We start from the raw sequence: 26,138 nt of genomic DNA, 5'->3' as shown, positions 1-26,138 counted from the left end.
TTCGTTATCGTTTCCGGCCGGGCCCGTGAGCAACGGTGCCCGGCCGAGTTATAGATGGACTTGATATGAGCTGGTTCGACACTTTCGCCCGCAGCTTTCTTGATTTCCAGGCGATGGCAGAAGTTCTGCCAAACATGGTGATGGTCGGCCTCAAGAACACCCTGATCCTGGCCCTTGCCTCGACGTTTTTCGGGACGCTGATCGGTATCGTTCTCGCCGTCATGGGGATTTCCGAGAACCAGCCGCTGAAACTCCTTGCCCGAGTCTACACCGATATCTTCCGCGGGCTTCCTGCCATTGTCACAATCCTGATCATTGGCCAAGGCTTCGCGCGGCTGGGCCGAGATCTGTTCGGTCCATCGCCTTATCCGCTGGGCATTCTGGCGCTCAGCCTGATCGCCGGCGCCTATATCGGGGAGATTTTCCGCGCCGGCATTCAGAGCGTCGAGCGTGGTCAGATCGACGCCACGCGCACTCTCGGCATGACATATGGCCAAGGCATGCGCCTGGTGGTGATCCCGCAAGGCATCCGCCGCGTCCTGCCTGCACTGGTCAACCAGTTCATCGGCAACGTCAAAGACTCCAGCCTGGTCTATTTTCTTGGTCTGCTCGCCTCGGAACGCGAATTGTTCCGCGTCGGCCAGGACCAGGCCGTGCTGACCGGCAACTTGTCACCGCTGTTGCTGGCCGGCGTGTTCTATCTCGTGATCACGGTGCCGCTGACCCATCTCGTCAATTACATCGACACGCGCATGCGCGTCGGCAAACGTATCACCGCTGTGCAAAGTGGCCTCAAGGAAGTCGCCGAGCTTGCCGAAGCGGTCGTGCCGGGCACAGCGACGTTGCCTGCAGCAGCGCCCACACGCTTCAAGGGTGGCGGTATTGAGGTCAAGAATATCGACATGGCCTATGGCGCCGTCCAGGTCCTCCATGACGTCAGTCTGAAAGTGGAGCCGGGGACCGTCACCTGCCTCATCGGTCCGTCCGGCTCGGGCAAGTCGACCTTGCTGCGTTGCCTCAACCGCCTCGTAGAGTGTCGAGCCGGTGACATTCTGCTCGATGGCGAAAGCATCTACAAACAGACCCCTGACCAACTCCGGCGGCGCGTCGGCATGGTTTTCCAGCAGTTCAATCTGTTCCCCGACCGCAGCGCGCTCGCCAACATCACCTTGGCGCTTCGCAAAGTTAAACGCATGTCGCGCGAGGAGGCTGAGGGCGCGGCCTTGGCGAGGCTGAATGAAGTCGGACTGCTGGAGCGTAAGGACCATCGGCCGGCCAATCTCTCGGGCGGGCAACAGCAGCGGGTGGCCATCGCGCGCGCCCTGGCCCTCGAACCCGAGATTATGCTGTTCGACGAAGTCACCAGTGCCCTCGATCCGGAATTGGTCAAAGGCGTCCTGAACTTGATGGCCGATCTCGGTCGGGGCGGGATGACGATGGTGGTCGTAACACACGAGATGAATTTCGCTCGCAAGGTCGCGAACCAGGTCGTATTCATGGACGAGGGGCGGATTGTCGAGGCAGGCCGACCAGAGGACCTATTCGATAATCCGCAAAGCCCGCGTCTTGGGCGCTTTTTGTCCGAGGTGCTGTGATTGCAATGGTGTGCGCAACGGCGGCTGTTGCGGTGTTCGGCCTTGCGGGGCGGGCTCAACTGCCGCTAGGTCGCCGGCACAACGCGCATGGGCGGTAGGTTTGCCGAGTGACTCAAAGATTACCCAAAAACGCAACTATCATAGAGGTCGCTCGCCGGGCCGGGGTAAGTTCCGCCACGGCCGGGCGTGTTCTTGGTGACTACGGCTACAGCAGCCCCGAGGTTCAGGAGAAGGTGCGCGCCGCAGCAGCCGAGCTGGGCTACCGCCCCAATCGCCTTGCCAAAGGTCTGATCACCGGCAAAACGCAGACTATCGGCGTTGTGGTTGGCGACATCGAAAGCCCATTCTACTCCAGCGTGCTGCGCGGAATAGGGGACGTCGCGCGCCGTGGCGGCTTCGGGGTTATCGTTACGAATAGTGACGAAAATGCCGAACTCGAGCGAGAGGCGGTGCAGCTGCTGCTGGAAAAGCAGGTCGATGGTTTAGTCGTCTCATCGACCTTCTTGGACGAGCCGGATCATCTTCGTGAAGCAGTCGCGGCCCGCTGTCCCGTCGTGCAGTTCGACCGCATCGTGGCGGGCATGCAAACCGATTCGGTCGTGGTCGACAACGTTTCTGTAACGCGTAACAGCATCGCGGCGATCATCGCCGCCGGCCACAGCCGCATCGGAATATTGGCGGAACTCGGGCCGGACCAACGCGACGATGTTGGCTCCTTTGTGGCAAACGCTGATCTCTCCAGCTCCGACGTTCGCTACCATCATCCAAGCTGGCAACGGTTGTTGGGTTATCTCGAAGCCCATCGCGCCGCGGGCATTTCGCCGGATCCGCAGTTGATCCGCCGCGTGGCGGTCTATTCCAGCGAGGCAGCCCGCAAGGAGGCGCTCGATCTACTGACAATGCGCAATGCACCGTCCGCTCTGTTTACCGCCGATGGTGTGATGTCGACAGGGGTTCTGGAGGCGATTTCCGCATTGAAGCTTGCGATTCCGGGAGACGTTTCGCTGCTCTGCTTCGACGATCTCGACTGGATGCAGTTCGTGGCCCAGGGTATTACAGCCATCGCGCAGCCGGCGCATCTGATCGGAGCGGCGGCAGCGGAGCTTCTGTTGAAGAGGCTGGCGGAGGCCACGTTACCTTTCGAGCACCGTGTCCTGGCGGCCCGCTTGGTGGAGCGCAATTCGATTGCGGTTCATCTCAACCGCGAGGCCGTCTGATCCGGGCCGCAACGGTCTATAGCAGGGGCTGAATTGCAGCGCCTCTCTATATCGAGGTCGATGCCATGCAGGGATATTGACCTGCCGTATGTTCTTCGCTTGCCTACACGCCATCGGCCATTTGCGGCTCGGCTCGGCTGAATGACAGCCCACGCGGACTGCTGGGTTTCAAAGAGGAATGTGTTCGGCGTGGTTTGGCCGACTATGTCCAAGGTCACGGTTTTGATCCGCTATTGCGCGCAACAGTCCTAGCACGCTGCCGGGCGCAGGCCCCTTCAGGATTTCGAGTAGTCCTAAAACGCTGGTTCGCGCCGCCTCATCCAATAGGAGTATGCCCGCCGATGGCCGAAAGGAGGTCTCGTGCAACCAGGGCCATTTGCATGCTCCAAGATGCGTTCTACTCGGGCGCCAAGGACAAGGATGGGCTGCAAGATGCCGTATCGCATTCAGTTTTTCCCTTCCCCGAGAATGTCGAAGAAAGGTGTTTCGGGACGCCTGGCTCAGCTTCTTGACTTCTTGAAGACATTTCTAGTGGAAATCGAGAGCTATCCGCCGAACTCCGCCCTTCCGGAGAAAGGATGATAGACTGTGCCGCATTCGTCTTGGGAGGCGATGGGAACACGGCGAAATCCCGACCCACGACCATCAATACCCTCACGCGAACGGTCAACCGCGGACGGCAGGCCTCTGGGACAGCAGATGTCGTTCGTCTACAGGACGAGAGGACGTTTGGGGGCCGATATCGAGGACCATGATCTCCGGCGACACGCCGAAGCGCACCGGCAGCCACGATACGCCCAAACCCCCGGATACGATCATGTGCCTCCCACCCTCGACGACGTGCCCATAAGCGAAGCGCTGTCCGTAGGCTGAATTGATGATGGGGGGGCCAATGAATGGCAAGCGCACCTGTCCGCCATGTGTATGGCCGCATAACGTCAGGCTGACACGGTCAGGGACAGTAATGAAGATGTCCGGTTCATGCGCAAGGAGCAATATCGGATTGCCGTCGTCGGGTATTCCGGCCATTGTTCCAGGCAGATCGTCGACGCCCTTGTACACGCCGCGAGAAAACTGCATGGCCCACTGGTCGCCAAGACCCGCGAGCCAGAATGCTGGGCCATCCTGCTGACGGATAAGCGTGGCGGTGTTCTCGAGGACCGGGATGCCATTGTCGACGAGGGCTGCGCGGACGCTATCGACACCGTGCCACCAGTCGTGGTTGCCGAGAATGGCGTGGCAGCCGAGTGGCGCGGAAAGTTTCGAAAGAGAATTGCCCCAAACAGTGTCGGGCACGATTCCGGTGGCGTAGCGCGGCAGCACGCCCATCACGTAGTCGCCAAGGAGAAGGATGATATCGGGCTGCAGGCTATTCGAAACACCGACGATCTCGTCGATCCTGGAAACCGGCATCCAAGGCTCGCAGGCGTGGATGTCAGCGACCACGACGATGCGCAGGGGCTTGGCAGTGGTCGGCCAGCGCGGCGGAAGGAGCTTGTAGTGCGTGACACTCAGTCGAAACCGAGGCTCAATCGCGATGGCATAACTCGCCAGACCGAATGCCGCGAGCGACACGGCGCCAAAGAGCTTCAGGAATGAGCGCCGCGACGTCAGCACTTGTATTTCCCAGCAGAACTAGGTCGGTTTTAGAGATCGCCTCGAATTCAGCTGCGGCAGCCAGAACCACATCAACCGCGTGAGAGGCCTCGTGGGGTCAATAGTTTCCCAAATCGGCGTCACCTGCAAGCATTGGTCTTTATTGCACAGGGAAGGGAGCTCGGGCTAGAACCCGTCAACTGCTCCGATTTGCCACTGATCTCGGGCGGATTGTGTAGTTCCATTCCGGATGAATGCGTGGCCTTAGATGGCGAGCGCCTCCATCTCGACATCGTTCACTTGATCCCTTTTTTCGTCGGTCGCGGAATCGATCGCGCGCCCGACTTCAGGCCCGCTTGGTTGTCGTGACTGCGATCAACTCGATCAGCGCCACGCGATCAAGGAGGGCGCCGTCCGCGCCAGGTTTGCGTGATGCGGCAAAACAGGGGTGTTCGATGTTGCTCCACGTCGATGCGCCCGTCGGGATGCAATGTGGAGCGCGAGGCCTGTCTCGCGAGCGAGTTGTTGCAGTTCGACCTTTCACAACCGGCTATGGTCATCCAGCTTCGAGCCGACCGCCTCCCGTCTTGACGTATCGCCTCGACAAGATTGCGGCGCTCTCGAGTTGGAACCGGAGGGTGAACTTTCGTCGGCTGCAAACCGGCTTCTTACCGCTCTCGCAGTGTTGCGAGAGAAAGTAGCTGATGATGCTGCGTGTGCCAGTCTGGGATGTTCATTCGGAGCCGAAGCTTGGTAACCTACAGAAAGCTCACAACTAGAGCCTGTCCCATCCCGATGGCATCGGGATGGAACCCCGTCTCTTTTTTGAGCAGATCTTTTCCGAAAACCGGGCTCCCGCCTTTGCTACGCTGACTTCGGTTCGGGATCATGGCTTTGAGGTACTGTTTATCCAGTCCTTGTTTGGCTACGGCAGCCCCGCGTTCCTTCAGGTCACATAGAATGAGGCTGCGCCGAGCGAGAGATGTGGGGAAAGGGTGGCGAACTGTATTTGAGATGCGCCGCCGGCCCCGTCACTGTCAAAAGAGAGCGCCCCGGTTGCGCTGTCGTAGATGATATGATCGGAACTGTCATGCGCGGCTGCACCAACAAAGAAAGCTTTGGATGGAAGCCCTCCCGGCTGAAGCCCGGCAAAAACGGTATCGCTGAGATGGAACGTGTCCTGGGACCGCTTGAAGTCGGTGATCTTATCGACATTGCCGGCTCCAAGAGCAGTATTGAACGAGAAGGCATCGTGGCCTCCGTAACCGGTCAAGACGTCGGCGCCGAGCCCGCCGTTGATGACATTGTTGCCGGCATTGCCCTCGATGGTCTGGGCGAACTCGTTGCCGGTGAAGCTCATCGCATTCGTGCCGGACGGGTTGTTGGTGGCGAGATGCTCGATCTCCGAGCCGGCCGAAAGCGCATAGCTCACCGAGGCGATCACACTGTCGTTGCCGCCGCCCACTGCCTCAACCACCTTCTCGTTGGCATTATCGACATAGTAGGTGTCGTTGCCGCCATAGCCGATCATCGTGTGGCCGCTGGTTCCGTGGAATACATCGGCGCCGCTGGTGCCGTACAAGGTGCCATCGCTGGTGCCGCCGGAAGCAGGGACAGTCCCGGTCCCAGACGCAGTATCGGTCCCGGTCGAGCCAGTGGTTGGGGGAGTGACGTTCGCACCCGTGACGGTGTCGCCGCTGCCCGCCTTCTGATAGAGCTGAACCCCATCGACCTGCATCTGCATCGACGAAGGGGTCGAGCTATCGAGAGCCGTATGCCATCCGGCCGCGTTGGAATTCGCGACCTGATTGCTCATGATCAATTCCATCGGTTCATTCGGGATCGGGGCCTGTGCGCTGGTCACTTGCGCCATCTGTTTCCCGTCGAGATACCAGGTGATCGATTGACCGGGCACCCAGTTGATGCCGTATGTGTGGAAGCCGGCCGTGAGGTCGACGCCGCTGTCGACGACGCCACCGGCCACCCCCGACGGCCCGTGGAGGTGGTAGGAGAACGCCTGGTTTGCCGGTCCCGAACCGGTGAATCCACCCTCGTGCATATCGATCTCAAAATTATCGCCGCTGCTGCCTGCGCCTTTGCCGGGCATCAGCCAGAGGGCTGGCCATGCGCCGTCGCCGCTCGGCGCCTTCATGCTGATCTGAAGATAGCCGCCATTGAATTCGAAGTTGCCATAGCTGCTGACGGCGCCGGACGTGACAGGGAATGTCTGTGCCGACCCCTGAGCCACGCCGTCGACGGGCTGTTTGATTGCCGTGAGATTCAACAGCCCGTTGCTCACCGTATCTTGGCTCGGCATATCGTATTCGGCATTAAACTGGTTGCCCATCCCACTTCCGCCCGATCCATTGCTGTTCCATGGCCAGCCGTTGGCGGCATTGCTGGTGAGGTAGTTGTGCCAGTCGCTGTCGAGCGCCGTACCGGAGAAGTTTTCCTCGAAGACGAGGTCGCCAGAGGCAAAGCCTGCGGGTGCGGAAAGAGCCATTGCGTGATCCTTCTTTGGCGTTGAAAACAGGGAATTCCACTGCCGCGCATCGCCAAGGCGCGCGACATATCGCGAGATCGCAGCCAGGCACTGCGAACGGATTTCAAGGTAGCGGAGATTTAGAAGTCCTCGCCCCAGATGTTACTGGCGAGCGAGCTAACGTGGAACTCGCCATCGAGTTTTGTCGACGTGAATGCTCATCAGGCACTCCCCTTGAAACCATAGACGGTCTAGCCGCCGACGCCCGCAAGGTGTTCAACGGCTCGAGCCGCAGCCGGATTGAGGTCGAGCGCAGCTCTTCCGGCGGGCGCACCGCCGAGCTTGCCATTAGTAAAAGCAACGGTAAATCCTTATTCCCTTGCGCTTTTTGTTGTCATTCCATCTACGCCACAAGTAAAACGCAGACATTTCTGCTTCCTGACTTATCCGTACACCGCATTGTACCCACGTGAATTGGATCATTCGTGAACGATGTACGCAAGCCAAGCGACGTTACTGCCGTTTGCGGCGAGAATGAGGCTGGGCGAGAACTTATTAACACATTCTAATATAGTCGGGTGCGTCGAACAACCGCACCGAAACAGCCTTCCGGACGTCCTACGAAAACCGTGTTCGTCGGCTCAAATGTTGCGCTGGTTTTGGCGCCCGTGTTCGAGCGGGTCGTTCGCATTTTGAGGTCGTCGAGAAAGACGGCCGGGATGTCTTCCGAGCTGCGTGGCGGACGAGCCCGTGGAGCTGGAGCCGCCGGTCAAACAAGGCCATCCCGGAGACTTTCCATATCGCAATAGGCCGGCGCCCAGATGGAGAATTCCGTTTCCTTGCAGCTCTCAGCCTTGCCGCCGATCCGTGCTCAGCCGCTGACGGAGAATCCAAGCTTGCGGCGCCCGAGATCCGGCTCGAAGCCACCGGCGCGTCGCAGCGGGTCGGCGCGTACCGACATGTTGGCCCCAATCAGGTTGCGGATGCGTGTCCCGCACGTGCATGCCGGCGTGCAGCCCACGACCCAGTGGAACTCGCCGGCAAACCAGGAGGGCGGCGGCGCCTGCCACAACGGCTCGAGGCGGGCCGCCTGCTCCAAGCATCTTCACCTTCGTCCAGGCTAATTGGTGCTGCAATCGATTCGCTGCCATAGAATCAAGCGCTCACGATTGTCGCGTCATCCATTCCCATGCGTCGCGGATCTGAATTTCCAACTCAGATCGCTCCGGTCTCCAGCCGAGTAGGGTTCGCGCTCGTTGGAGAGCACCAATCAAAACTGCGGGATCGCCAAGCCGTCTCGGCGCCAGCTCGATTCGGATTGATTTGCCCGTAACGCGCTCAGCCGTGGCCACTACTTCCAATACCGAGTAACCCCGGTCATTTGCCAAATTGACCGCGCAGGTGGCTCCGCCGTCGATAAGATACATGAGTGCCCCCACATGCGCGTCAGCGATATCAAGCACATGGACGTAATCGCGGATACAAGTCCCGTCGGCCGTGTCGTAATCGTTCCCGAACACCTTGATCGCTGTGGCGTCACGGGCGGCGGCGAGGACAAGCGGGATTAAATGGGTTTCTGGCTCGTGAGCTTCGCCGATTTCTGCTTCGGGGTCAGCGCCCGCCGCATTGAAGTAACGGAGCGAAACCGAACGAAGATTATGAGCCGCGTCGAGATCCTTAAGCATCTGCTCAACAACAAGCTTCGAGTAGCCGTAAGGATTGATCGGTCGTTGTGGATGATCCTCCGAAATCGGAAGCCGATCAGGCACGCCATAGGTCGCGCAGCTTGACGAGAACACCACCGGCATTTGCCTGAAGCTGATCAAGGTTTCAAGCAGGGAGATGGTTTCGCCGATATTGTTGCGATAATAAAGCAGAGGGTTTACGACCGATTCCCCGACGTAAGCATAAGCGGCAAAATGTATCAGAGCTGACGGACGGTGTTTTTCGAGTACCGAACGTACCCGAGCGGGATCACCGACGTCGCCCAATTCGAACGGGCCGAATCTCGCGGCCCAACGGTTGCCACGCGAAAGATTGTCGTAGACAACCGGCTCGAAGCCGCGGCGCGCCAATACTTTGCAAGTGTGGCTGCCAATATAACCAGCGCCGCCCGTTACCAGAATCTTCGTCACGATCTATATCACCTCACGCTCAACACGGCGCGAAACGAAGCTCATCCTTGGCCGTTCGGCGCTCATGGCTGTCTATCATTGGGCGAAATGAGAGCGCACAGTTCACCGGGTTCAGCGGTTCAAAACTTAGAGGCATAACTGTCGCAAGCAGCTTCGGGGCGCCGGAGATTCCGTCGATAGTCGGAATGACCGAAGCTTACGATCCAGCTGGGAGGAAGTCGCCAGCAATGGAATGGAACCGTTGTTTCCGCTCTTCGAAAGCGATCAGCTGTGGCGCCTCCTGCGAGCGAGATCGGCCTGCCTGGTCGCGGCGAAAAAATGCAACGGTTGGCTTCAGCCCGTCCTTCAGTCCCACCGTCGGTTGCCAGCCCAATTCGGCTTTGGCGAGGGAAACATCGGGTCGGCGTTGTCTTGGATCGTCGCGGGGTAGCGGCATATTGACGAGTTTTGACGACGAGCCGGTTTCAGCGAGCACCAGTTCCGCAAGCTCTCGAATGGTGAATTCTCCATCATTTCCCAAATTGACTGGTCCCGTGAATGAAGCTCGACTGTCCATGAGGCGCACAAGACCATCTATCAAGTCATAAACGTAGCAGAATGAACGAGTCTGGTTGCCGTCACCGTAAAGCGTAATGGGCTCGCCGCTGAGTGCCTGAATAATGAAATTGGAAACAACTCGGCCGTCAGCCCGATGCATCCGCGGGCCGTATGTGTTGAAGATCCGCGCAACCTTGATTTCAAGGCCGCACTGTCGGTGGTAATCGAAGAACAACGTTTCGGCGCAACGCTTTCCCTCATCATAGCAGGACCGAAGACCTATGGGATTCACATTGCCCCAATAGTCCTCGGTTTGAGGATGAATCGTGGGGTCGCCATAGACCTCACTTGTCGAAGCTTGCAAGATTCGACATTTGAGCCGCTTGGCGAGCCCCAGCATATTGATTGCGCCTTGTACCGACGTTTTTGTCGTCTGCACCGGATCGTGCTGGTATTGGATTGGCGATGCGGGGCAGGCCAAGTTGTAAATTTCGTCGACTTCCACGTATAACGGAAACGTGATATCATGTCGCAGGAATTCAAAGCGCGGGTTTGCATGTAGATGTTCAATGTTGTGCTTGGTTCCCGTGAACAGATTATCCACGCAGAGAACCTCATGACCATCGGAGAGCAGCCGATCTACTAGGTGGGAGCCGAGAAAGCCGGCTCCCCCGGTGACCAAAACGCGTTTGCGACTCTCATAAATGCGTGGCATGTGAATCTCCTCCTCGCGAAATGAGACTGACGCTGCACTGTGCCAGTAGCAGCGCTAGTCACGTCCTGGACGTAATGCCCTTCTGTTCCGAGGTTATCTTTGGACCCTGCGAGATGGCGGCCCGTGCCCGTGCGTGCGTGTAAGCAATTGAAGTAGTCGCCAATCCGACAAAGATGGCGAGCGCCTGACCGATCTTGCCAGTCGCTGCGTATTCGAGCACGGAGCGCCCCAGAGTAAGAGCGTAAAGCCGCTCGGAATCCAGCCCGTCCTTAGTCCCCGCTAAGCCTGCGAGTACCGCTTTGGAGGTCCCCTCCATGCGGCACCGATGCAGGAAATACTTCCAGGTCGTGCGTTCCGCTGTAACCACATGGCGAACGCTGGCCTCGGGTTTGTATATCCATACGCCGCCAATTTTTTTTGTGGCACGGATGCAAAACTCGGTGTCGTCGCATGTATTGGCTGAGCCCCTACCGCCGCCGATGCGTCCCATTTGACCGGCAAACCCGCCGCAGCCATGCAGCACGTCGGCGCGCACTGACATGTTCGCGCCTATCACATTGCGCACTTCGCCACCATTTCCTACCCGCATTCCGCGATAGGTGCAGCCGATGATCCAGTCGAATTCAGGCGGGAACCACCAGGGCCGAGGTTTGCGCCATAGAGGCTCAATACGCCCGCCGACGCCAAGCACGCGCGGATCGGTGTAGGGCACCAGCAACTCTTCCAGCCAGCGCTCATCGGCCATCGCATCGTCGTCGAGAAATGCTACGACCGGTGCGGTCGCCAATCCGGCACCCGTGACGCGACCGCCGCACAGTCCACGCACGTTATTGTTAGGTGTGACGACGACACCCTCGATCTCGCGCCGGGCTCGCTTCAAAAGAGCCTCATTGTTGTCGACGACGAGAATGATCTCGCGAGCGGGCCTGGTCTGGTTGCGCACCGACGCGATGGCCGCGTTCAAATCGTCCCAGCGATCGAGTGTGTAGGCGCAGATGACAACCGACGCATCGATCATGGCTGCTGGTTCCTATCGCGGGCCTGTTGAGTTACGGCTATTACGACGATATCGCGCGGGCGCCGCGTTTGGGTGCGGCCGGACCCGACCGCACGCTTCAACTCTTCCCAGCGGTCGAGCGTGCTCGCGCAGGTCACGACGGAGACTTCGGTCATGGCACTTCCCGGATGGTTTCTGAGGCCCGGCTGGCTTCGCGGGTCTGCGCCGCCCGGGCCGTCGCGGCTTTGAGGATGTTCCAAATCGCGCTTCCGTCGTTGCGGATATCGAACTGGTCGTATTCATCGACGGGATAGCGTCCGCTGTCCTGGCGCGAGGCCAGCCGCCACACGATCCAGCCAGCGCACTTGGGATCGCGGGTAAGCGTATCGAGCCATGTGGCGTAAGCATCGGCGAAGTCCCGATTGGAGCGGGCATAACCGAATTCCTCCAGAAGGGCCGGCTTATTGGCGCCGGCTGCCAATTGGCAGAACTCGGTGATCAGGTCGTTAAATTCCTGGACCGAGAGATTGTAGTAGAGCGGGTAGCCGTGCCAGGTCCCGAAATCGAGAGTTGGGATCATCAAATCGGACAGCTTCTCGGAAACGTTGGCGTGCCCTGAGCTGACAAGGTGATTGGAATCGAGCGACTTCACGTAGGCCGACATTTCGGCAGTCCAGGCCAGCCGCAAAGCCTCTGGGCGCGCATTGCCTTCGTTCATCAGCTCCCAGGCCATGATGGTCGGGTCGTCCCGGTAGGCAAGTCCGGTGAGCGGGTTGACGCGCTGCACGACGTGGCGGACCCAAGTCATGTAGTCCCGCTTCGTGCGTGGGTCACTGAAGAAAAACGTGGACTCGTCGAGGCTCCCATACCAGGCCCGCATCTGCTGGACGCCGCCCGTGTAGGCCCAGAAATCCAGGAAGGCTATGATGAGCCGGAGGTGTCGCTTGCCGGCTTCGGCGATGAGGAAATCAATCTTCTGCATGCCGTTCGCGCCGTCATTGATCGCCATCCTGTTCTCACGAGGGTCCCACGAGAGCAGGTACATTCCTCTCACAGCGAGATCGCTCGCATCAGCCTCAAGCCGCCAGTTCCAGATCGTAGCAGTGCTTCCGTCGAGTGACCCGATCACTGGCTGGAGGATAATGCGAACCACATTGGCCCCCAAGGTCACCGCGTCATCAAAAAGGCGGATGACCTCGTCCTTCGACCCGAAAGTCACAGAGAAGCTGTTCACGCCGGTCAAAAAGAATGGCCTTCCGTCGACTGTAAACTCCGTGCCAGAAGTCTTGATGAAGGGCGCTGGCGCCAAGCTGTCCGAGGCGCTCACGGCTGCCGGAACACATAACAGTGCCAAGACCAGCACACGCCATGCGGCATTGCGCAGCCTGTATTTCGACCGTTGCCACCTAACTGTTGTCATACTTCCATGTGGCTCTCGCGGGGCAGCGAGAGCAATGGTCCCCTAGGGATTACCCCCTCTGGCCTCGCACAGCCGAGCGTCAATCGGGCATAGTGGTGTTTGGCCGATTACGGTCGCTCGAGTATGGACCCGTGCTGTCAGACATCGCTCCCAACCAAGAGTTTTGCTCTTCGCATTGGCGAGTCCCCGCGGTTGTAATAGGCGGGGAGCTGAATGGACTCGGGGTGTGCCGCAGCCTCGCCCTGGGCGGAATGCCCATTTGGGTGGTCGACCGCAAGCGATCGAACCCCGCGCTGTGGTCGCGCTACGCGCACCCCGTCCTGGCAGACGCTCTGCATGGCCATAGCTTCGTGGTCTTCCTCCGCGATCTTCGGAGGCGAATCGGAGAGCGGCCCTTCCTGATCATCACCGATGAGCTGGCACTTCTTACAATCTCGGAGTACCGCAAAGAGCTGGAGGGGCTTTACCACTTCCGCCTCCCAACTCACGATACCGTTAGTATGCTGCACGACAAAGCCAGGTTTCATGAGAGTGCCCGGGAGCATGGCTGGCCAGTGCCCAACGGTGTGGTCGTGCGGGACCTTGCGGGGGTTCGCGAGATCACGTCGCTCCGCCTGCCGATGATCCTGAAACCCGCCGACAAGCGCCACTTCCACGAGGGGCATGCTCCCCGCCTGATCACCGCGGAGAGCTACGCTGACGCCGTCTCGGCGGCCGAGAGGCTGCTGGCTCAGACCGGCGAGATCCTGGTACAGGAGACGGTCGAGGGACCGGACGACAACGTCTATTTCTGCCTGTTCTACCGGGGACGCAACGGCGAGACGCTCGGCATGTTCACCGGGCAAAAACTCGCTAGCACGCCGCCGGGCACCGGGAGCACGGCGTTCTGTACGGCCGCAGCAAACGAGGAGTTGGAACGCATCACGAAAAACTTCCTCGATCAGGTCAACTACTTCGGTTTCGGCGGCGTCGAGTACAAACGGGATATCAGGAGCGGACGTTTTCTGATAATAGAGCCGACGGTCGGGCGCACTGACTGGCAGGAGGAGTTGGCGACGCTCGTCGGGGTCAATATCCCGCTGATAGCCTATCGGCACGAACTCGACCTGCAGCCATTGCCGACCGGCTCGCTTGACGGCCGCGTGGTCTGGCAGGGGTCATGGATCGAGCGGATCCGCTTTGGCGCGAAGCCGATCCCGCCTCGCTCGGTCGTGGTGGATGGCTACTGGCGCCGGGACGATCCGCTGCCGGCCCTGGTGTATTACCCCTGTGATGTGGCGCGCGCCGTGGCTTTTTATCTGCCTCCCTGGCTCGCGGGCCCACGGCGGACAGCTGGCAAGGCGCATCGCTCGAGGTTCTCGTCAAAGCTGGGGTCTTTTTGGAATCCCCCGTGAGAACAACATGCGCATTTGCTTGAGTCTCGATCCGTCGCGGCCGCTACGCTGGCACCTGTGGCTGGCAGAGGCGCTTGCTAAAGTGCCCGGCAACGATGTCTCCTGCGCTTTCGCGGCCGGCTGCCACCCGCTGCCGTTAATCTTCCGTCTGCTGCTCGAACTCGAACGACTACTCTACGGCTTTAGTGTCCAGGGCGCGACCGACTCCGTCGAGGCGGCGCTGCGGTCCCTGCCGCCGTCTCCGGCCGAGCAAGTCGACGTGGTGATCGATTTGAGCGGAGAGGAGTCGCTCCCGTCGGGAAGGCGCGTGCTGACGCCGCTCTTCAACGGCGTGCCGGGCGAGATTGGAGTCATGGCGGCCTTGGCGAACGACCAGGAGCTTCTCGTCGAACTGCACGACACGGCGCGTCCGTCGCAGCCGTGGATGGCGCGGCCGGCCAGTGCAGACCGTGCAGTGGTCGCAGTGAGTCTCGATAGCGTGCTCTCCTGCGCTGTGGCGCTGATCCTAAAAGCCATGCGCGAGGAAACCAGGTCAGCTGCGTCCGGTGTCCCCGGCCCACGGACGACCGTGCCTTCGTTAAGCGCGCTTTCGGCCATTGCATGGGAGACTAGCACGGTCGCATCGAAGGTAATCAAGTTCTTAGACATCTTGGCGAGAGGCGGTAAGGCGTGGGGGATTGGCTGGCGCTTCGACCAGGCGGCGAGCCTGCTCGACAAAGGCGGAGCAGCCTTCAAGGTCCTCACCGGGGACGCCGGCAGCTATCTTGCCGACCCGTTCCCGTTCCGGCATCAGGGGCAGGATTTCATTTTTGTCGAACAGTACCTCTACTCAAAGAACCGGGGGTGCATTGCGGTCGTGACAGCCGACCGCAGCGGGACCGCCGGCGCACCCCAGATCGTCCTGGAGGAGCCGCACCACCTCTCGTACCCGTTTGTATTCGAGCAGGACGGGCAGGTCTGGATGATCCCCGAATCGGGGGCGGCCAGGAATGTCAGCCTCTACAGGGCAGTCGAATTCCCGTACCGGTGGACGCGGGAGGCCTGCCTGATCGACGGCATCGAGGGCTATGACACCACGCCGCTGCGCCATGAAGGAGGCTTCTGGTTTTTCGTCAGCCTCAGGGTGTGGAGGTCCACGTCCTGGGATCTCCTCAGCCTCTACCGTGCCGAGAGCTTGACTGGCTCTTGGACGCCTCATGCGGCAAATCCCGTCCTGATTGATGCCACGCTCAGCCGCCCCGCAGGCGCCGTCATCCGACATGGCGGACAGACGCTACGCCCGGTCCAAGACAGCGCCCTCGGCTATGGCGGCGCGGTGACGTTCTGCCGGATCGATGCGCTCGGCGAGTCGGAATTTGTCCAGACCCCCCTCGGTCGCATTCGGTCCGGAGGATTCGGGTGCCACACCTACAACCGGCGGTCCGGCCTGGAGGTGATCGACTTGTTCGGACATGTTCGGGGGTTGCGAGAGGTTACAACCTCGTATCGATTGCTTGTACCAGAGGCGCCGGTGTCAGGACCGCGTGGGCAGCCCCTCTCTTGGCCGGTCTCGCGTCCAGGTTAGCTACCTGCAGCCAACTGGTGAAGCGCACGTACACCGGCTGCGAAGGGCCGAGTGCGCTCGACCCTTCTCGGGGACAGAATAAGCTCTCGAAATCACGGCCGAGTGAAAGGAGCGAGCCCACCGCGTAAGCTCGCCGTCCGAACCATCAGTGCGCTCTGGCAAGCTATCGGCGATGTCAGCAACTTCTTCTCGCCAACCGAATACACGAATTGCTGCGCCACAGCAGAGTACGGACTCGCGTGAAAGTCCGATGCTCTAGCGGCGGCCGCGGGGAATGTCCTTGCTGGCGTTGAAGGTAGCCCCAGAGATCTAAACGGGTTTGGCAACGCTGCCAACACAGCTGCTGAAGATGATCGGTGCCGCTGCCGTACTTTCCGCGGTGGTTGGTATGGCTCGAAATAACCTAAAGGGATACCTCAAAAGAGTTACTCACCTATTGTTTTTTTATAACCATCTATCGTTCTTCCATTTCAGATATGCATCGGCAATGCTCCCGTACCAAAGATTATATCGCCACAGACGTACCAGTCTTATTTGCTCTAAGCTTAATTTTATTTATGGCCGGGAGTCCGCATATGGTTGGATCAAGCATATCCGTGGATGTGGCGATCATTGGAGCTGGCCCCTACGGCTTGTCGCTGGCCGCGCATTTGCGTGCGTGCGGCGTGGAGCACCGGATTTTCGGGGAGCTCATGGGGTCATGGAAGCACAACATGCCCCTCGGCATGCTGCTCAAATCCTATCCCTGGGCGTCGAGTCTGTCGGATCCGTGGTCCGAATTCACAGTGAAGACGTTCTGCGCCGAGCGGGTTCTGGCCTATCATGACGAACTCGTTCCGCTTTCGCTCAGCCGGTTTATTGAGTACGGCGAAACCTTTCAGCGGCGTTACGTCCCCGCAGTTGAGCGCAAGACCCTGGTGGCGCTGGAGCCCAGCGCTGGCTGTTTTCGTGCCACCTTCGATGACGGCGAGATAGTCCATGCGCGCCGCGTAGTGGTAGCGGTCGGCCTACATCCGTTCAAACGCCTGCCGCACCAGGCGGCGTATCTGCCTGCTGATCTATGCTCGCATAGCGCTGAGTACGGCTCTCTGGAGCCCCTGGACGGTAAGGAAATCATCGTGGTCGGATCCGGATCATCTGCGTCCGATCTGGCGGCGCTACTCTACGAACGCGGCGTCTCGGTTTCGCTCGTTGTGCGCCGGCGGCAGCTGGATTTCGCCGGCCAGCCTCGGCCCCGAACCCTGTTCGAGCGCACTGTCGCCCCGATGAGCGGCATCGGCCACGGCTGGACTTTGGCGACCTGCGCCAAATATCCGCAATTGATCCGACTTCTGTCGAAGGATTTGCGAGTCCGGCTTGCCAATATCAGGGCGCTGGGGCCCCTTGGCGGCGCTTTCATGAAAGACCGGGTTATCGGGAAAGTGCCGGTGTGGCTCGGTCGCACCCTTCAGAGCATCGAGACAAGCGACGGCAAGGTGCTACTCGATGTGATGGACGCCAGTGGCGCGCGGTGTTCTATGCGGGCCGACCACGTCATCTTCGCGACCGGGTACAAGATCGATGTGGGGCGATTAGGTTTCCTGGACCCAACGCTGTTGCGCCAGATCCGCTTGGTTGAGGGCGCGCCGCAGCTATCGGCCCATTACGAGACCTCGGTGCCTGGCCTGCATTTCATCGGTCCCGCCGCCGCGAACAGCTTCGGCCCGGTGTGTCGATTCGTATACGGGACCTATCACCCGGCCCATCATCTCGCCCGACACCTAGCGGCAGTTCTTGCGCGCTTCCAGTCCGCCTCCTGGGTCCCATCGTACGACCTCAAAGCGCTGTCATGAACGCCCGTCTCGCCAGCATTCCCACCCCTGTCGGTGCCGTATCGCCGCCTGACCCGATTAATTTCGCGCAGCGGCGATCGCTGACTCTGCCCCGGGTCAGCTTCGTCGTCCCGACGCTCAATGAAGCCGAGAACCTCCCTTGGCTTCTGCCGCGCATCCCCAACTGGGCGCATGAGATCATTATCGTGGATGGTCGTTCGACCGACGACACGGTCGCGGTCGCGCGCCGCCTGCGCGAGGACGTGAAGATTGTCATGGAGCCGCGGCGGGGCAAGGGTGCTGCACTGCAAGCGGGATTCCTGGCCGCCACAGGCGAAATCATCGTCATGCTGGACGCCGACGGCTCCATGGTGCCGGAGGAGGCGATCGTCTTTGTCAGTGCGCTGATGGCCGGCGCGGATCTCGTCAAGGGTTCACGCTTTATCCAGGGCGCCGGCACCGACGACATGTCGCTGTTCCGGATGTGCGGCAATAAGGGGCTGACCCTGTTCGTGCGGCTGCTCTATGGCGGTTGGTTCTCCGATCTATGCTACGGATACATAGCCTTCTGGACCAAGCACGTCGCCACGCTTGACTGCGATTGCGATGGGTTCGAGATCGAGACCCTCATCAACGTGCGGGCCTTGAAGAACCACCTCAATATCGTCGAGGTGGCGAGTTTCGAGGCTCCGCGCATCAGCGGTGTGAGCCATCTGCGCGCCATGCCGGACGGCTGGCGCGTCCTGAAAACCATCCTGCGCGAGAGGATACACCAACAGCGCGGGCGGAGCGCGACAGCCTATGTTGTCGGTGGACAGACCTGATGCGAATCCTGATGGTTGCCGCTCGCTGCTACCCCCTCATAGGCGGCATCGAAACTCACATCCAGGAAGTCGGCCCCCGCTTGGTAACGCGTGGCCACGCCGTCGACGTGCTCACCACCGATCCCTCGGGGGAGTTGCCGGTTGAGGAGGAGGTGCGCGGCATGCGCGTGCGGCGCGTGCCGGCCTGGCCGAGGGAGCTGGACCTCTATTTTGCGCCCGGCATTTATACCGCAATCCGGCGCGGGACTTGGGATCTCATCCATTTCCAAGGTTACAACACCTTCGTGGCGCCGATCGGGCTCCTCGCGGCCGTCCGCGGGGACCTGCCGTTCATCCTGACCTTCCATAGCGGCGGGCATTCCTCCCGGCTGCGCAACGCCGTGCGCGGCACGCAGCACGCGCTGCTCCGGCCGCTGGTGGCCCAGGCCGCGCGGCTGATCGGCGTCTCCGAATTCGAAGCCAGCTTCTTCAGCGGGAGGATGGGCGTGCCACGGGAACGGTTTGTCGTTATCCCGAACGGCGCCGCGATGCCGGCCGCGAGCCCCGGTACCAAGGTCGATCCGCACCTGATCGTCTCGGGCGGCAGGCTGGAGCGCTATAAGGGCCATCACCGGGCGATTGCGGCCTTGCCCGAACTGATCCGCCGGGTGCCAGACGCGCGACTGCACGTCGTCGGAACAGGCCCGTATGAGGGAGAATTGCGGCGCCTCGTAGCGACACTCGGCCTCGAGAGGCGGGTCACTATCGAAGCCATCCCCGGATCCGAGCGGCAGAAAATGGCAGACCTTCTGGCGAGGGCTGCGCTGTTCGTGCTGTTCAGCGACTACGAAGCCCATCCGGTCGCCGTAGTGGAAGCCCTTTCGCTGCGCCGCCCTGTCCTTGTCAGCGACACGTCCGGGCTACGGGAGCTGGCCGCCAAGGGCCTGTGCAGGGCGATTCCGCCCAACGCCGGTCCGAAAGAGCTGGCCGCCGCCATGGCCGAGGAACTGAAGGCCCATCGGGAGGTCCCGGATTTGGCGCTACCGGACTGGGATGCCTGTGCTCAAGCGCTGAGCGACGTTTATTGTGATGTCCTGAGCAGCCGATCCAGGGTCCGCTTGCCCCCCGGCGTGATGTCTTGGCCTCCTGCGACGGAGGTATGAGCCTGATGATGCCAGCTCATTTCGCCGCGGGAGCTAGGATCAACCCGCTCCGGGCCGGGATAAGGTTCGTCTCGGCCGTTATCGGTCCCGATCTTCGCGGCGGCAGCGCCGAGACCCCGCCGCAAGGGGCCAACTCCGGATGGATCGCGGTTCTGTGCCTGACAGTCGCCACGGCTCTGCTCCTGGTCGTGGCCGGGCACGGGGCCGGGCGCCGGGGCGATACGGTAGCGCCGCTATTGTTCTGGTCTGGTGTCGTTTTGCTTGTCGTGCCGACCAGCCTTCGCATCGCGTGGCCGATGGTCGCCCGAGGTGAGCGCCTCTTCCTCCTGTTCTTGCTTGCCGAAGCCATGTTCTATTACAAGGTCGTCTATTCCCCGACGAGCTTCGTCAATCACGACGAGTTCTTGCACTGGGTCGCGGCCGACGATCTCTTGACGGGCCGCCGGCTATTTCTGTCCAGCCCGCTTCTGCCGGTCGGGCGAGCGTATCCGGCCCTGGAAATCCTGACGACGGCGATCGTCAATCTGACGGGATTGCCATTGTTTGTGGCGGGGACTCTATTGTTGGCCGTCCTCAGGGGCACGTTCATCGGTGCCCTGTTTCTGTTCTTCGAAAGCATCACCGGATCGCCGCGCATCTCGGCCATCGCCTGTCTGACCTATATGGGCTGCTCAACCTTCGTCCTGTTCGACGCGATGTTTTCCTACGAGAGCCTGGGCATCGTGCTGTGTGTGCTGATCTTCGCCGTCGAGGCAGCATCCAAGGACCTCGTCGGGCGAGAGCGGCTGAAGGCGCTCGGGCTGATTGCCTTGCTGTTGGCGAGCCTCGCGGTCACGCACCACCTCTCGGCCTTCTACGCCGCCATCTACCTCGGAGCGGTGGCATTCCTCGAGGCTTTGCGCCGGGACGCCTCCATGCGGAGCGAAGCGAGGATCGCAGTGGGCTTCACAGGGATGCTGGCCGTCGCCCTGCCACTCCTGTGGATGGAGGCGCGGGGCAACCATCTCGCGGGTTATCTCGGCCCCGTCGTCGAAACCGGCTTCAAGACATTGCTCGGAAAGATCACGGGCGCCCCAAAGCCGGACCAGCTCGGCGCGCCACCGCAGCCCCTCGCCATGCGGCTGACCACGCTGCTCGCAATCCTGCTGTTGGCACTTGGGCTGGCGACAGGATTCTTTCGGTCGCTGGCCATGGCGGCGCCGAGCGGCGCGCGGACGGGTTGGCGTCCGATCCAGGATGTTCTCGGGAGGCGCTGGCGCGACAGCCGCATCGTGTTTCTCACCCTGCTGGCCTTCGGCTTCCCGATCTCGGTGGCTTTCCGGCTGACCATCGGCGGATGGGAAATCGGTAACCGCATGGGAACGTTCGTGTTCATTGCCGTCGGGCTGGTCGTGGCGGTGAGCATCGTCCACTTCTGGCAGGGCCATGCACCACGCGGGTGGCGGCTTATCGCACCGGCCCTTGCTCTGGCGGTTATCGTCTCCGCCGGCATCACGGCCGCGTCGCTCGCACCGATACGTGGACCCTACAGGGTGGCGGCCGACCCGCAATCTGTCGAGCCCATGGGCATCGAAACGGCGCTGTGGACCAAAGCATGGCTCGGGGCCGGCAACCGCTTCACATCCGACCGCATCAATCGCCTGCTGCTCGCAAGCTACGGGCGGCAGGACGTGAGGGTAAAGATCGTCGAAGGCGTGCCTGCCTCACGGGTGTTCGAGAACGAGACATTGGGGCCTGACGAGTTTTGGGCCTTGGTGAGAAGCGATATCGATTTCCTGCTGGTGGACCTGCGCCTGTCCACAGCCCCGCCGGTGCTCGGCTTCTACTTCGAGCAATGGGAAGCGCAGCAGGCAAAGCCGTTCTCGGGCGCCGAGTTGCTCAAATTCAATGAGGTCAAGGGCGTCACCCGCATCTACGACAATGGTTGGATCATCATCTACGACGTGAGGGGATTACATGGGAATTCCTAGCAACCGGGACCTTCCGGCCGCCTGGCTGTGGGCGACCGCCACGGTGGTTGCTGTGGCGGTCGGCGACAGCTTGCTCCTTCGCGCCATCTTGGGCGCGCCTATGGTGTTCTTCGTCTCGGGTCACACGGTGCTGCGGGCCATCGGCATCAGGACCAACTCCGCCTTGCAACACCTCGTCTACGCGGTCGGAGCAAGCCTCGCCGCCGGCATCGCCGGGGGCTTTGCCCTGAACGCCGCAGGCTTCCTAACGCCGATCGGCTGGGCGATATGGTTCTGGGCCGTGACAGCCGCCGCGGCACTGGTGGCCGCCGGCCGCCGCGACACTCCCGATCTGCCAGCCTGGCCGGCTCCGGCGCCGGTCCGGCTCTGGCAGGGGGCCGCGCTCATGCTAGCGGTGCTTGTGGCGACCGGAGCCTATGAGCTGGCCGTTCGGGACGAAGCGGCCTACCGGGAATTCAAATACACCGCGTTCTGGTTGTTGCCATCGGCCAGTGGCGAGTCCGGCCGGATCACCATCGGCATCAGGAGTGCCGAGATCCAACCTCAGCGATTTGACGTGGAAATCACCCTTGATGGGCAACCGTTCGCCGTTTTCCGATCGATCGCCGTCGCCCCGGGCGACACCTGGAGGCGGGAAATCCCGGTGCCCGCCTTGGCAACTCGCCAGACGGCCGAGGCGCGGCTCTATCGACCGGAAGATAACCGGCTCTATCGCAGCGTTTCGACGCTGGTGCCGGGCATCTGAAACGAGGCTCGACCATGCGCATCCTGCTGCTGTCGCAGTTCTATCCTCCGGTGATCGGGGGAGAGGAGCGGCACGTCCGCAATCTCGGCGCGGCATTGGCGCAGCGGGGCCATCATGTCAGCGTCGGGACCCTGATGCATCCCGGATCGCCAGAAACCGAGCTGGACGGCGCGGTCCGCGTGCATCGCCTGCGCGGCACGCTCCAGCGTCTGTCGGGCCTCCACACCGATTCCGAGCGCCGCCACGCACCACCCTTCCCGGATCCCGAACTGGTGCTTGCCCTGAAGCGGCTGGTCGCAAAGGAGAGGCCCGACATCGTCCACGCCCATAACTGGATCTACGCGTCCTTCCTGCCGCTCAAAGGTCTGAGTGGGGCACGCCTCGTGGTCACGCTCCATGATTACGGCCTTGTCTGCGCCAAGAAGAACTTCATGCACTTGGGCACCCATCTCTGCAGTGGCCCAGCGCTGGCCAAGTGCCTGCCTTGTGCCACTGCGCATTTCGGGGCCGTGAAGGCAGCCGCGACCACCTTGGGCAACTGGGCGTCGAGCTTCGCCGCTCAGCGCCTGGTGGACCGCTTCATCGCGGTGAGCCACGCGGTGGCGCGCCACACCGGACTGACCGAAGGGCGCGCCCGCTATGAGGTCATCCCCAATTTCGTGCCCGACGATGTCGGGGTGCTTGGCCCGGAAGATCCCTGCCTGCGGGAGCTACCCCGGGATGAATTCATCCTGTTCGTCGGCGACATGATGCGCCTGAAGGGCATTGACGTTCTCCTGCAAGCCTATGCCGGCCTGGAGCGGGCGCCGCAGCTGGTCCTGATCGGGCGCCGGGTCGCCGATACGCCAACAGAGTTTCCGCCGAACGTCCGCGTGTTCAATACGTGGCCGCATTCCGCCATCATGCATGCATGGCGGCGCTCACTGTTCGGCGTGCTGCCGTCGCTGGGGCCCGAAGCCTGCGCGACGGTCATCATGGAAGCGATGGCGTCTGGCAAGGCGGTCGTCGCAACCGGCGTCGGCGGCATGCCGGATCTCGTCGATCATGGCGAAACTGGGCTTCTCGTGCGGCCCGGTGATGCGCACGCCCTTTCCCACGCAATGCAGACCCTTCTGGAGGACCGCGCCTTGCTGGCTCGCCTGGAGGCGACAAGCCTCGCCAGGGTGGGGCGCCTCAAGGCCGGAGCGGTTGTGACCCGGATCGAGCAGGTCTACCGGGACGTCCTGCGCCCAGCCGCCAGCAGATCCGCGGTGCCGGCGCACCAAGGGTCGGGAGAGCCTTCATGCCAGTAGGCCTCGCCGGGACGGCCATTGTTCGCGTGCGCCGGGCGCTTCAAAAGAACGCCACGCTCGTCACGAATTCCGGCGCTCTGGCGATCGGAACGATGGCAGCGGCCGGTCTTGGGTTAATCTATTGGTTGCTCGCCGCCCGGCTGTTTCCGCCGGAGGTGATCGGCAAGGCCTCTGCCCTCCTGTCCGTGATGGGGCTCGTCGGCCTGCTGGGGGAGGGCGGGCTCGGGACCCTGCTGATGGGCGAAATCGTTCGGCACCCGGGCAAGGAGCGCGGCCTCGTGGCCGCGGCAGCGTCCGTCGGGGTGGCGCTGGCGGTTGGCTTCGCCTTGTTGTTTGTCTTCGGGGAGGCGTATCTCAACAGCTCGACCGGGCCGATCGACGGTTGGTTCGTGGGCGTTGCGTTCGTCCTCGGCTACTGCCTGACCGTTCTCAGTGCGGTGGTCGATCAGGCGCATTGCGACATACGGGCTGCGTGGCCTGGTCGATTGGAAAATTGACTTGCTGTTCGAGGCGGCCAAATCGATTGATTCAGTGGATGAACCCGACATGGCGGAAAGGGCTGCTGGGCGTACTGGCCAAGATGCGAGCCGATACGGGCCAATCGTCTTGATGCGATCCGCATGTTCAACCCGGTTTCCATCACGACAGCATGGGAGATCGTTGCCGCCTCTGGACGAACCCACGATATTGGTCGATCTGTCGATGTGGTTGCGGACTTGACGCCGCACGACCAACCCAGCCGCGCAGCTACCGGGTGGCAATTCAGGCGACCCGCGCAGGCAATGGCATCCGCGTGATCGGCGATCCTCGGAGCAATGCGGAGATCGGCCGCTCGATGGTCCGATAGAACACAAGGCCGAACAGGTTTGACAGCAGCAACGCCACCAGTACAAAGAACACGGCGGTCACTGTCGTGATCGGGAGCACCATTTTTAGCGCCGCGACCAAGAAAATGTGGAACAGATACGTGCTATATGATGCGTCGCCCAGCGCCTCGGCAATGGTTTCAAACCTGCCACCCGATCCGGGCGCGGCGAACGCGCACGCCGCAACAGCCACTGCGCCAGCTATCCAAATCGAAATGACTTCCGGAAATGGCAGACGCGACGGGATCCGAAAAACGATATTCACAAGGATCTGGGCCAGAAGTAGAGCCACCGCGATCCAAAATGGATAGCGAAGAACAAAGCGGCGCCCCAAGTGCTGTTTCAGCACGCCGATCGCCATACCAGCCGCAAACAGGAGGATTATCGGATCGGCGAAGAACGTGAATACAGTCTGCGCCGGTGTACTATTAGAAAACGGCTTCACCAAGGATCCCTCTGCGACGACAGCACAAAAAACTAGAAACACACCAGTCAAACCAATGCGTCGAGGCAATATTACGGCGACAGCGAATAACGCATAAAAGAACATCTCGTAATTGAGCGTCCAACCCTGCCCGAGTACTGGCTGCATGTCCATACCGGGACCAGTCGGATAAGGAATAAAGGTCAGCGACTTAACCAATTCAATTATAGAGGGTTCTCGAGAGAACGGAGCAATCTGATACAGCGCGAACGCGACAAATGTGGCGATCCAGTAGGTCGGCACAATACGGATAAGCCTGCGTTTGGCAAAACGTAGGGAATTTGAGAAGCTGCCAAAGTCACCATAAGAAATGGTAACCATGACAAACCCGCTGATGACAAAAAATGTCGTCACACCAAGTCCACCAATGCTAAACGCGACAGGCCTAAACCACTCCGGAAGAATGCGATGCTCGACGATAACATCAATTGCATGGCTCAGGACGACAAGCGATGCGGCAATTCCGCGTAAAGCCTGGACGTGAAGATTTCTCGGCATGACCATAGTGGCGGGCTCGGAGCTGTATTCTGCATCCATGGCCATGGCGCGTAGCTTTCACTTTCGACGGTCGCCATCCGGCCCCGGACAGGTCGAGCATGGAGGACGAGCAAGGCTATCGTGACCCATCACCGCAACCGGCACAACTATCCCTTTGTGGGCACTCCTTCCGGATGACACACCGCCCTGGGCGAAGTGACAAAACTCGGCCAATGAGCACATGGCTGCGCTGCTGCGGGAGCCCCTCAATGGCAGACCGGGAGGCAAAACCGGTCGCGGCCGACGGGCCCATGAAGTCAATCTATGGCGGAGATAACGCAGAGACAATCAGCACCTTAACACTGATTGCTTTTCCGGTACGTTGAAATCGGCTTGGTTTTGACGGAGCCCCAGATCACACGGCGCAGCGTTTCTTTCGCAGCTTGCCCTGTCTCCAGCAGCGCCGGACCTGGATCGTGCCAGCGCCAGTAGGCATTATGAATCCGATGACCCGGTGGATAGAAACAGCCGGCGCCAAGGAGCCGGGCCGAGATGAAATCCCTGAATTCATTGCGCCAGACGTGCGTCGGATCAAGCTCTAATGGTGGGTCTGTCTGCCCAGCGGCGTCGCAATAACCGATATGACACAGATTGATGCCACAGAGGGCCGAGATCTCAACCTGCCCATCGATCCGGCCGACGGTTGGCTCGACAAATCGAAGTACACCGTCACGCCGGTCGCGCTTGAATTCCATGCTGGCGAATCCGTTCGTCAAACCGATTGATCGGAAGAAGCGGATTGTCAGATCCTCCAATTCCTCGACGACTTCCGGCGCCGCCCAGCAACTGGCGGTCACGCCGATCTGAGGCGGCCA

At 60.9% G+C, this 26,138-nt stretch carries 21 protein-coding genes; 12 read left to right on the top strand and 9 right to left on the bottom strand.

The window, feature by feature from the left end; genetic code table 11:
* Positions 1-65: 65 nt before the first annotated feature.
* Positions 66-1,595, top strand: coding sequence for an amino acid ABC transporter permease/ATP-binding protein (locus NKJ40_RS19445; RefSeq protein ID WP_352467418.1), 1,530 nt, complete (start codon positions 66-68; stop codon positions 1,593-1,595).
* Between the two features lie 107 nt (positions 1,596-1,702).
* A complete protein-coding gene (locus NKJ40_RS19440) occupies positions 1,703-2,812 on the top strand; it encodes a LacI family DNA-binding transcriptional regulator (RefSeq protein WP_352467417.1) in 1,110 nt (369 codons plus the stop codon).
* Positions 2,813-3,478: 666 nt separating this feature from the next.
* Here NKJ40_RS19440 and NKJ40_RS19435 read toward each other — a convergent pair.
* Both NKJ40_RS19435 and NKJ40_RS19430 read right to left on the bottom strand, forming a co-directional pair.
* Positions 3,479-4,426 carry a metallophosphoesterase gene (locus NKJ40_RS19435; RefSeq protein ID WP_502903733.1) on the bottom strand — a complete coding sequence of 316 codons (948 nt, stop codon included), beginning with the start codon at positions 4,424-4,426 and terminating at the stop codon, positions 3,479-3,481.
* Positions 4,427-5,354: 928 nt separating this feature from the next.
* Positions 5,355-6,911 (bottom strand): family 16 glycosylhydrolase, encoded by a 1,557-nt coding sequence (locus NKJ40_RS19430; RefSeq protein ID WP_352467415.1) that lies wholly within the window; start codon positions 6,909-6,911, stop codon positions 5,355-5,357.
* Between NKJ40_RS19430 and NKJ40_RS19425 the strand changes: the two genes are divergently transcribed.
* Positions 6,911-7,363, top strand: coding sequence for a hypothetical protein (locus NKJ40_RS19425; protein WP_352467414.1), 453 nt, complete (start codon positions 6,911-6,913; stop codon positions 7,361-7,363). The genes NKJ40_RS19430 and NKJ40_RS19425 overlap by 1 nt on opposite strands.
* 398 nt (positions 7,364-7,761) lie before the next feature.
* Here the strand turns inward: NKJ40_RS19425 and NKJ40_RS19420 are convergent, their stop codons facing one another.
* The 5 genes from NKJ40_RS19420 to NKJ40_RS19400 all read right to left on the bottom strand — a co-directional run bounded on the left by NKJ40_RS19420 (position 7,762) and on the right by NKJ40_RS19400 (position 12,694).
* Positions 7,762-7,989, bottom strand: a complete 228-nt coding sequence (locus NKJ40_RS19420; RefSeq protein ID WP_352467413.1) for a hypothetical protein — start codon at positions 7,987-7,989, stop codon at positions 7,762-7,764.
* A 64-nt stretch (positions 7,990-8,053) separates the two neighbouring features.
* Positions 8,054-9,025 (bottom strand): UDP-glucose 4-epimerase GalE, encoded by a 972-nt coding sequence (gene galE / locus NKJ40_RS19415; protein ID WP_352467412.1) that lies wholly within the window; start codon positions 9,023-9,025, stop codon positions 8,054-8,056.
* Between the two features lie 196 nt (positions 9,026-9,221).
* The gene (locus tag NKJ40_RS19410) at positions 9,222-10,277 is read right to left on the bottom strand and encodes a UDP-glucuronic acid decarboxylase family protein (protein ID WP_352467411.1); all 1,056 of its coding nucleotides are present in this window, start codon (positions 10,275-10,277) and stop codon (positions 9,222-9,224) included.
* A 58-nt stretch (positions 10,278-10,335) separates the two neighbouring features.
* Positions 10,336-11,295, bottom strand: a complete 960-nt coding sequence (locus tag NKJ40_RS19405; RefSeq protein ID WP_352467410.1) for a glycosyltransferase family 2 protein — start codon at positions 11,293-11,295, stop codon at positions 10,336-10,338.
* Between the two features lie 151 nt (positions 11,296-11,446).
* Positions 11,447-12,694 carry a glycoside hydrolase 5 family protein gene (locus NKJ40_RS19400; RefSeq protein WP_502903732.1) on the bottom strand — a complete coding sequence of 416 codons (1,248 nt, stop codon included), beginning with the start codon at positions 12,692-12,694 and terminating at the stop codon, positions 11,447-11,449.
* A 263-nt stretch (positions 12,695-12,957) separates the two neighbouring features.
* Between NKJ40_RS19400 and NKJ40_RS19395 the strand changes: the two genes are divergently transcribed.
* The 9 genes from NKJ40_RS19395 to NKJ40_RS19355 all read left to right on the top strand — a co-directional run bounded on the left by NKJ40_RS19395 (position 12,958) and on the right by NKJ40_RS19355 (position 23,933).
* Complete coding sequence (locus NKJ40_RS19395) at positions 12,958-14,088, top strand: carboxylate--amine ligase (protein ID WP_352467406.1); 1,131 nt, start codon at positions 12,958-12,960, stop codon at positions 14,086-14,088.
* Between the two features lie 19 nt (positions 14,089-14,107).
* Entirely contained in the window at positions 14,108-15,652 is a 1,545-nt protein-coding gene (locus tag NKJ40_RS19390; protein WP_352467405.1) for a glucosamine inositolphosphorylceramide transferase family protein, read from the top strand.
* Between the two features lie 596 nt (positions 15,653-16,248).
* A complete protein-coding gene (locus NKJ40_RS19385) occupies positions 16,249-17,484 on the top strand; it encodes an NAD(P)-binding domain-containing protein (protein WP_352467404.1) in 1,236 nt (411 codons plus the stop codon).
* Positions 17,481-18,287, top strand: a complete 807-nt coding sequence (locus NKJ40_RS19380; protein ID WP_352467403.1) for a glycosyltransferase family 2 protein — start codon at positions 17,481-17,483, stop codon at positions 18,285-18,287. Before NKJ40_RS19385 ends, NKJ40_RS19380 begins: the two co-directional genes overlap by 4 nt.
* The gene (locus tag NKJ40_RS19375) at positions 18,287-19,429 is read left to right on the top strand and encodes a glycosyltransferase family 4 protein (protein ID WP_352467402.1); all 1,143 of its coding nucleotides are present in this window, start codon (positions 18,287-18,289) and stop codon (positions 19,427-19,429) included. The genes NKJ40_RS19380 and NKJ40_RS19375 overlap by 1 nt, the downstream gene beginning before the upstream one ends.
* A 5-nt stretch (positions 19,430-19,434) precedes the next feature.
* Positions 19,435-21,399 (top strand): putative glycosyltransferase family protein, encoded by a 1,965-nt coding sequence (locus tag NKJ40_RS19370; RefSeq protein ID WP_352467401.1) that lies wholly within the window; start codon positions 19,435-19,437, stop codon positions 21,397-21,399.
* Positions 21,386-22,144, top strand: coding sequence for a hypothetical protein (locus NKJ40_RS19365; protein WP_352467400.1), 759 nt, complete (start codon positions 21,386-21,388; stop codon positions 22,142-22,144). The genes NKJ40_RS19370 and NKJ40_RS19365 overlap by 14 nt, the downstream gene beginning before the upstream one ends.
* Before the next feature lie 14 nt (positions 22,145-22,158).
* On the top strand, positions 22,159-23,436 hold the full coding sequence (locus tag NKJ40_RS19360; RefSeq protein ID WP_352467399.1) for a glycosyltransferase family 4 protein: 1,278 nt from the start codon (positions 22,159-22,161) through the stop codon (positions 23,434-23,436).
* The gene (locus tag NKJ40_RS19355; protein ID WP_352467398.1) at positions 23,427-23,933 is read left to right on the top strand and encodes a hypothetical protein; all 507 of its coding nucleotides are present in this window, start codon (positions 23,427-23,429) and stop codon (positions 23,931-23,933) included. The genes NKJ40_RS19360 and NKJ40_RS19355 overlap by 10 nt, the downstream gene beginning before the upstream one ends.
* A gap of 265 nt (positions 23,934-24,198) precedes the next feature.
* On the opposite strand, the gene NKJ40_RS19350 is transcribed toward NKJ40_RS19355, so the two are convergent.
* Together NKJ40_RS19350 and NKJ40_RS19345 are read right to left on the bottom strand one after the other, a co-directional pair.
* Positions 24,199-25,329, bottom strand: a complete 1,131-nt coding sequence (locus NKJ40_RS19350) for an acyltransferase family protein (protein WP_352467397.1) — start codon at positions 25,327-25,329, stop codon at positions 24,199-24,201.
* A gap of 290 nt (positions 25,330-25,619) precedes the next feature.
* Positions 25,620-26,120, bottom strand: coding sequence for a hypothetical protein (locus NKJ40_RS19345; RefSeq protein WP_352467396.1), 501 nt, complete (start codon positions 26,118-26,120; stop codon positions 25,620-25,622).
* Positions 26,121-26,138: the final 18 nt, after the last annotated feature.

The organism is Mesorhizobium sp. M0119 (genome assembly GCF_040322615.1).
Classification (GTDB): Bacteria; Pseudomonadota; Alphaproteobacteria; order Rhizobiales; family Rhizobiaceae; genus Mesorhizobium.
This window is presented reverse-complemented; position numbering and strand designations above follow the sequence as displayed.